This window comes from Variovorax sp. Soil_C_33 (assembly GCF_057656935.1).
The window spans coordinates 70,419-76,575 of the sequence record NZ_JBDGJK010000025.1; the positions used below are offsets into that span (position 1 = coordinate 70,419).

At 64.8% G+C, this 6,157-nt stretch carries 7 protein-coding genes and 1 pseudogene; 1 reads left to right on the top strand and 7 read right to left on the bottom strand.

From position 1 onward, the window contains the following. Positions 1-5 precede the first annotated feature (5 nt). The 6 genes from AC3A6B_RS27880 to AC3A6B_RS27905 all read right to left on the bottom strand — a co-directional run bounded on the left by AC3A6B_RS27880 (position 6) and on the right by AC3A6B_RS27905 (position 4,958). A complete protein-coding gene (locus tag AC3A6B_RS27880) occupies positions 6-500 on the bottom strand; it encodes an H-NS family nucleoid-associated regulatory protein (protein ID WP_487839880.1) in 495 nt (164 codons plus the stop codon). A gap of 93 nt (positions 501-593) precedes the next feature. After that, on the bottom strand, positions 594-1,598 hold the full coding sequence (locus AC3A6B_RS27885; protein ID WP_487839881.1) for a TRAP transporter substrate-binding protein: 1,005 nt from the start codon (positions 1,596-1,598) through the stop codon (positions 594-596). A gap of 19 nt (positions 1,599-1,617) precedes the next feature. After that, positions 1,618-2,898 (bottom strand): TRAP transporter large permease, encoded by a 1,281-nt coding sequence (locus AC3A6B_RS27890; protein WP_487839882.1) that lies wholly within the window; start codon positions 2,896-2,898, stop codon positions 1,618-1,620. Then, on the bottom strand, positions 2,895-3,467 hold the full coding sequence (locus AC3A6B_RS27895) for a TRAP transporter small permease (protein WP_487839883.1): 573 nt from the start codon (positions 3,465-3,467) through the stop codon (positions 2,895-2,897). Before AC3A6B_RS27895 ends, AC3A6B_RS27890 begins: the two co-directional genes overlap by 4 nt. Positions 3,468-3,480: 13 nt before the next feature. Further along, entirely contained in the window at positions 3,481-3,924 is a 444-nt protein-coding gene (locus AC3A6B_RS27900) for a type II 3-dehydroquinate dehydratase (protein WP_487839884.1), read from the bottom strand. Between the two features lie 14 nt (positions 3,925-3,938). Continuing rightward, entirely contained in the window at positions 3,939-4,958 is a 1,020-nt protein-coding gene (locus AC3A6B_RS27905) for a TRAP transporter substrate-binding protein (protein WP_487839885.1), read from the bottom strand. Positions 4,959-5,095: 137 nt separating this feature from the next. Between AC3A6B_RS27905 and AC3A6B_RS27910 the strand changes: the two genes are divergently transcribed. Beyond that, a complete protein-coding gene (locus AC3A6B_RS27910; RefSeq protein WP_487839886.1) occupies positions 5,096-5,878 on the top strand; it encodes an IclR family transcriptional regulator in 783 nt (260 codons plus the stop codon). Positions 5,879-5,902: 24 nt separating this feature from the next. On the opposite strand, the pseudogene AC3A6B_RS27915 reads toward AC3A6B_RS27910, so the two are convergent. Continuing rightward, positions 5,903-6,157 (bottom strand): annotated as a pseudogene (locus tag AC3A6B_RS27915) (methyl-accepting chemotaxis protein); the annotation flags it as partial.

Here is a 6,157-nt window from a genome sequence, read left to right on the forward strand (position 1 = left end):
GTATCTCAGGCGGTCATCTCGTCGAGTGTCTTCCCAGCCTCCAGTGCCTCCTTGAGCCAACGCGGCCGCGGGCCCATCCCCGACCATGTGTGTCCGGCTTGGTCCCGATAGACAACCTTCGACTTCCGTTTCTTGGACGTCTTGAGCTTTGCGCTCTTCGGCTTCGGCGACAAGACTCCTGCAGTGAACTCCTCGAGTGTCCTGCCGGCATTCAATGCATCACGCAGCCAGTATGGACGCTTTCCGATGCCTGACCAGGAATTGCCTTGGCCATCGCTGTACTTCATTGACCGTTGGGGAGCCGCCTTTGCGGCTTTCGCCTTCGCTTTCACGCCGTTGGCAGCCGATCCGAAGCCCAACTGATCCGCAGTGAGTCCGTAGTGTGTGATGGCGACCTTGATGCGCGCTACCACGCCATCGACCTCCTGCTTGCGCAGCTTCTCAGCCTGTCGTTGGAGTGTTTCGATTTGCTTCTGAATCTGCTTGTAGCTTTGAGTCATCGACCTGAATCCCGAGATGTTGAGAGGACTCGACTTTAGTCTCATTGACAGGTCGCGCAAAACTGAATGCCCGCAGTGAAGAAATGCCGCAGCTCATTTCCTGACTTTGGCAATCTCCGACTGCAACTCCTTGACCGTTGCCTCGCCCACCGCTGCCGTTTGCTTCTCGATCACGGGCTTGACCTTCTCGCGCAGCTTGGCCAGTTCGGCCGCGGGCAGTTCGGTGACTGTCATGCCGGCCTGCTTGAGTGCCTGCAGCGCGCTGTCGGCTGCGCCGCGCGAAGCCTGGCGCTGGAAAGTCGTCGCCTCCGCAGCCGCGTCGGTCACGATCTTCTTCTCCTCGGCACTCAAGCCGTCCCAGGTCTTCTTGCTGATGATGAGAGCCTGCGGGTTGTAGATGTGCCGAGTCTCGGTGAGGTGCTTCTGCACTTCCGCGAACTTGGAGGCGAGAATCGTCGTGTTCGGATTCTCCTGACCGTCGACCGCCTTCTGGTCCAGCGCCGAATAGAGCTCGGGAAAAGGCAGCGGCACCGCATTCGCGCCCAGCGCACTGAACAGATCGATGTAGATTGGCGACTGGATCACGCGGATCTTCAGGCCCGCGATGTCCTCGGCCTTGGCGATTGGTCGCTTGCTGTTGGTCAGGTTGCGAAAGCCCAGGTCCCAATAGCCCAGGCCGTGCAGTCCCTTGTCGTCGAGCCTGGCCAGGAGCTTCCGGCCGAAGGGGCCGTCGGTTACGGCATCGGCCTCCTGCGTGTTGCCGAAGAGAAACGGGAAGTCGAGCACGGCGAATTCCTTTACCTGCGCCGCGAGGATGCCGGCATTGAGCACGGTCATCTCGACCGTGCCGCCCTGCAGCGCCGAGACGGTCTGCAGGTCGCCGCCGAGCGTGCCGCCCGGAAACAGCTTGACCGTGATCTTCTTGCCGGACTTCTCGGCCACCAGGTCGGCGAACTTCTGCGCGCCCTGGGCCTGCGGATGGCCGCTCTGGTTCTGGAACGCGAATTTGAGCGTGCGCTCCTTGATCTGCGCCGCCGCGCCGGTGACGGCAAGCGCCGCCACCGCGGCAAGCAGGACCTTGTGCATCGATAGCTTCATGGTTCGAGTCTCCTTGTGATCAACCGTGGAAAAACTTCGCGGGCCAGGTGACGAGCCAGGGGAACAGCACCATGAGGAACAGAATCGCGAACTCCGCGATCATGAAAGGCACCACGCCCTTGGTGAGGTCGTCCATCGAGATCCGGCCCACGCCCGCCACCACGTTGAGCACGGTGCCCACCGGCGGGGTGATAAGGCCGATCGAGTTGTTGATGATGAACATCACGCCGAAGTAGACCGGGTCGATGCCGGCGGCCTTGACGATCGGCATCAGCACCGGCGTGAGAATCAGGATGGTCGGCGTCATGTCCATCGCGGTGCCGACGACCATCACCAGCAGCATGATCGCGAACATCAGCAGGACCTTGTTGTCCATGAAGGGCTGCAGCAGGCCGACCACCTTCGAGGGCAGGTCGGCCACCGTGATGAGCCAGGCGCTCACCATCGCGGCCGCGATCAGGAACATCACAATCGCACTGGTCTTGGCGGCATTCACGAACACCGCGTAGAGATCCTTCCAGCTGAGCTCGCGGTAGATCGCCATCGAGACGAAGAGCGCATACACCGCGGCCACCACCGCCGCCTCGGTGGGCGTGAAGACACCCATGCGCAGCCCTACCAGGATGATCACCGGCAGCATCAGCGCCCAGAGCGCACCGCGGAGGGTGCTGAGCACCTCCGCCCTCGATTTGCGCGGCGGCGGCACGATCTGCTCGCGCCGCACGAGCCAGGCCCAGGTGAGCCAGAGCGCGCCGCCGATCAGCAGGCCCGGCACGATGGCCGCGAGGAAGAGCTTGGAGATCGAGACGTTGGCTGCGACGCCGAAGATGACGAGCCCGATGCTCGGCGGAATCACCGGACCGATGACGCCGGTGGCGGCGATCAGCCCGCCGGCGCGGGCCTTGTCGTGGCCGGCGCTCACCATCATCGGCAACAGCAGCGCAGTCAGCGCAGCCGCGTCGGCGACCGCCGACCCCGACAGCGCCGACAGCAGGCAGCCGGCCATGATCGTCACGTAGCCGAGGCCGCCCTTCACGTGGCCGACGAGCGCGAGGGCGAAGTCCACGATGCGCCTGGACAGGCCGCCGGCGTTCATGATCTCGCCGGCCAGCATGAAGAAGGGCACGGCCAGGAGCGGAAAGCTGTCGGCGCCGCCGATGACGTTCTGCGCGAGGATCTGCGCATCGAAGAGATCGAGGTGCCACATCAGCGCCACGCCGCTGGCGAGCAGCGCGAACGCGATCGGGATGCCCATCGCCATCGCGGCGAGCAGGGAGCCGACGAAGACCAGGATCGTCATGGCCGCGCTCCCGTCCGGGTCCCCGGACCGGCCTGCTCGCCGAGGATCTGCTTGAGTTGCATGGCCTCCTCGGATTCCTGGATCATGACCAGGTCCTCGTCGGCAATGCGACCGGACACCAGCCGGAGCAGGTCGAGTGCGAGCAGGAATGCGGCGAGCACGGCAAAGACCACGCCCGACAGGTAGACCACGGCCATCGATGCGCCCGTGACCGGTGCGACGACGTCCCAGTTGATCTTCGTCTGGGCCACGCTGCCCTGGAACAGCAGCCACACGATGTAGAGCATCACGACATGCCCGACCGCCAGGCAGAACTTCTTCGCCGCAGGCGGCAGCCTCCGGACCACCATGTCGACGCCGAGGTGTCCGTGCTCCTTCAGCGCCACCACGGCGCCGAGGAAGGTCATCCAGATGAAGAGCCAGCGCGAGACCTCCTCCGACACCGTGATGCCCGAGTTGAAGCCGTAGCGAAGCACCACGTTGCCGAAGACCAGCACTACCATCAATGCCAACGCCGCGGCGATCAGTGCCTCGATGCCGGTGCAGCATCGGTCGATCCAGCGATTCATGCCGTTGTCTCGATCAGGCCGCCTGAGCGCGCTGCATCTCGACCAGCGCACGCAGGCCGGCCAGGTAGGAATGCGGACCGAGTCCCTGGATGGTGCCCTTGACCGCCGGCGAGATGATCGAGTGCGCGCGCCACGTCTCACGCGCCGCGATGTTCGACATGTGGATCTCGAAGACCGGAAAGGGCATGGCCTTGATGGCATCGTGCAAGGGAACGCCGTGCTGGGTCAGGCCGGCCGGATTGACCAGCGCGCCTTGCGCCTCGTCGATATTCTTGTGCAGGAAGTCGACCAGGTCGCCTTCGTGATTCGACTGGATCGTTTCCAGTTCGATGCCGAGCTCGGTCGCGAGCCCGGCGAGGCGTTCGTCGATCTGGGCCAGCGTGGTCGTGCCGTAGATATGCGGTTCTCGGCGGCCGAACAGGTTGAGGTTGGGGCCGTGCAGGACGAGGATCTTCATGGTTCCGAGCCGGTTCAAGGATTGGACTTGCGCACGCGTGCCAGCTCGTCGTTGTAGAGCTTGACGAGGCCCGGGTCGTAGCTGGCGGCGAAGCGTTCGATGACCGGCTTGGCGATCTGGCGCATGCGCGCCTGCTCGGGCGCTGCGATCTCGTTGAACAGGATGCCCTTGGCCTGCAGTTCCCCGACTGACTTCTGCGCCGCCGCACGACTGACCTGGCGCTGGTAGCCGCGGGCTTCGTCGGCCGCTTCGCGCATCATCTTCTGCTCCGCCGGGCTCAGCGCGTCCCAGAACTTCTTGCTCACCAACATGATGTTCGCGGCGTAGACGTGGTTCGTGGCGCTCACGAACTTCTGCACCTCGAAGAACTTGTTCGACAGGATCACCGCATAGGGGTTCTCCTGGCCGTCGACGGCCTTCGACTCGAGCGCCCCGTACAGCTCGGCGAAGGGCATGGGCACCGGATTGGCCTTGAAGGCCTTGAAGGTGTCGAGGAACACCGGATTGGGAATGACGCGGATCTTCAGGCCCTCGAGGTCCTCGGGTTTCGCGATCGGGCGCTTGCTGTTCGTGACGTTGCGAAAGCCCAGGTCCCAGTAGCCCAGTGCGACCAGGCCCTTCTCGGGCAGCTTGGCGATCAGCGCTTGGCCGAGCGGCCCGTCGAGGAGGGCGTCGGCCTGCGCGAAGGAGCTCACTGCAAACGGGAAGTCGACCAGGCCGAACTCCTTCACGATGCCGGCCAAAGAAGTGGTGGCGGGCGCCGACATCTGCTGCACGCCGCCTTGCAGCGCCGACTGCTGCTGCATCTCGTTGCCGAGCTGCGACGCAGGGAACTCCTGCACCTTGAGCTTGCCGCCGCTCTTCGCCGCAAGCAGCTCGCCGAAGCGCTTGACGCCGAAGCTCACCGGATGGTCCGGGTTGTTCAGGTGGCCGAAGCGGATAACGCGCTCCTGCACGTCCTGGGCCAGGGCCGGCAGCGTCAGGGCCAGTGTCGCACCGGCGATGACCAGCGATCGATGGAAGAGGATTCTCAAGTCGAGCTCCGGTGAATGAGGGCCGATGCGACGGCTCGCTGGGGCAAGCCTGGCGGGGCGCCGCATCATAGGCAGCAAGTGGAAAGCATTTCCACTAGGGAAATCACTTGGCAAAACTCGGGTAGAGTTGCCCGGTCATGACCGCCATACTCGAACGCAGCTTCAAGGTGCTCGAACACCTGGTCGCCTACCCGGAAGGGCGAGCACTTTCGGCACTCGCCTCCGATCTCCAGATGCCGCTGAGCGCGACGCACCGATTGCTGTCGGAACTGATCCGCTGCGGCTACGTGCGCCAGGACCAGAGCCACGGCAACTACATGCTGACGATCAAGCTGGTCTCGCTGGGCTTGAGCTTCCTGAGCAACAGCGGCGTGGTCGACGTGGCGCAGCCGCTGCTCGATCGCCTCGCGGCCGAATCGGGGGAGCTCGTCCGGCTGGCGGTGGTCGACGGCGACGAGCTCACCTTCGTCGCCAAGGCGCAGGGCGCGACAAGAGGCTTGCGCTACGACCCCGACATGGGCTTGTCGGTCAATCTGTCATGCAGTTCGGCCGGCCACGCTTGGCTGTCCACCATGCCGGAGGAGCAGGCGCTCCAGCTGGTCGCGAAACAGGGCTTCGGCACGCCTGCCGACTTCGGGCCCAGGGCCGTGACCTCGGTGAAATCGCTGCTGGTCTACCTGCGTGCTGCGCGCAAGCGGGGCTTCGCGATGATCAGCGAGGTCTTCGCGCCGGCCATGACGGCGATGGCGGCACCTGTGCGCGTGGGCAACGGTGCCGTCATCGGCGTCATCACCATTGCAGGCCCGCTGGTGCGGCTGACGGAAGCGCGCATGCTGGCCTTGGGCCCCACGCTTCTCGCGACCGCCGAAGAGGTGGCCTATGCGAGCGGGGCATCGGCGATGTTCAAGCGCAGAGCTTGATCGGCCGACGAGCTGCGACAGGTCTTAGAACGTTTCCCAGTCTCCATCGCCGGCCGGCGCAGCCGCTGCGGCGAGCTGCTTGCGCTGCGGCGCGGCGATGGCTTGGCGGGCACGGGCCGGCGCTGCTGTCTTGCGCGCGAGGGGCACCACGGGCCGGATGTGTTGCTGCTGCTGCCCGTCGAGCTTGAACACGCTGACGGCTTGCGACAGGCTGCCGGCCTGCTCCTGCAGCGATTGGGCAGCAGCCGCCGCCTCTTCCACCAGCGCCGCGTTCTGCTG

Excerpts from the sequence above, each read along its gene's own strand:
- AC3A6B_RS27880 (WP_487839880.1), bottom strand. The coding sequence starts at position 500 with ATGACTCAAAGCTACAAGCAGATTCAGAAGCAAATCGAAACACTCCAA.
- AC3A6B_RS27885 (WP_487839881.1), bottom strand. The coding sequence starts at position 1,598 with ATGAAGCTATCGATGCACAAGGTCCTGCTTGCCGCGGTGGCGGCGCTT.
- AC3A6B_RS27890 (WP_487839882.1), bottom strand. The coding sequence starts at position 2,898 with ATGACGATCCTGGTCTTCGTCGGCTCCCTGCTCGCCGCGATGGCGATG.
- AC3A6B_RS27895 (WP_487839883.1), bottom strand. The coding sequence starts at position 3,467 with ATGAATCGCTGGATCGACCGATGCTGCACCGGCATCGAGGCACTGATC.
- AC3A6B_RS27900 (WP_487839884.1), bottom strand. The coding sequence starts at position 3,924 with ATGAAGATCCTCGTCCTGCACGGCCCCAACCTCAACCTGTTCGGCCGC.
- AC3A6B_RS27910 (WP_487839886.1), top strand. The coding sequence starts at position 5,096 with ATGACCGCCATACTCGAACGCAGCTTCAAGGTGCTCGAACACCTGGTC.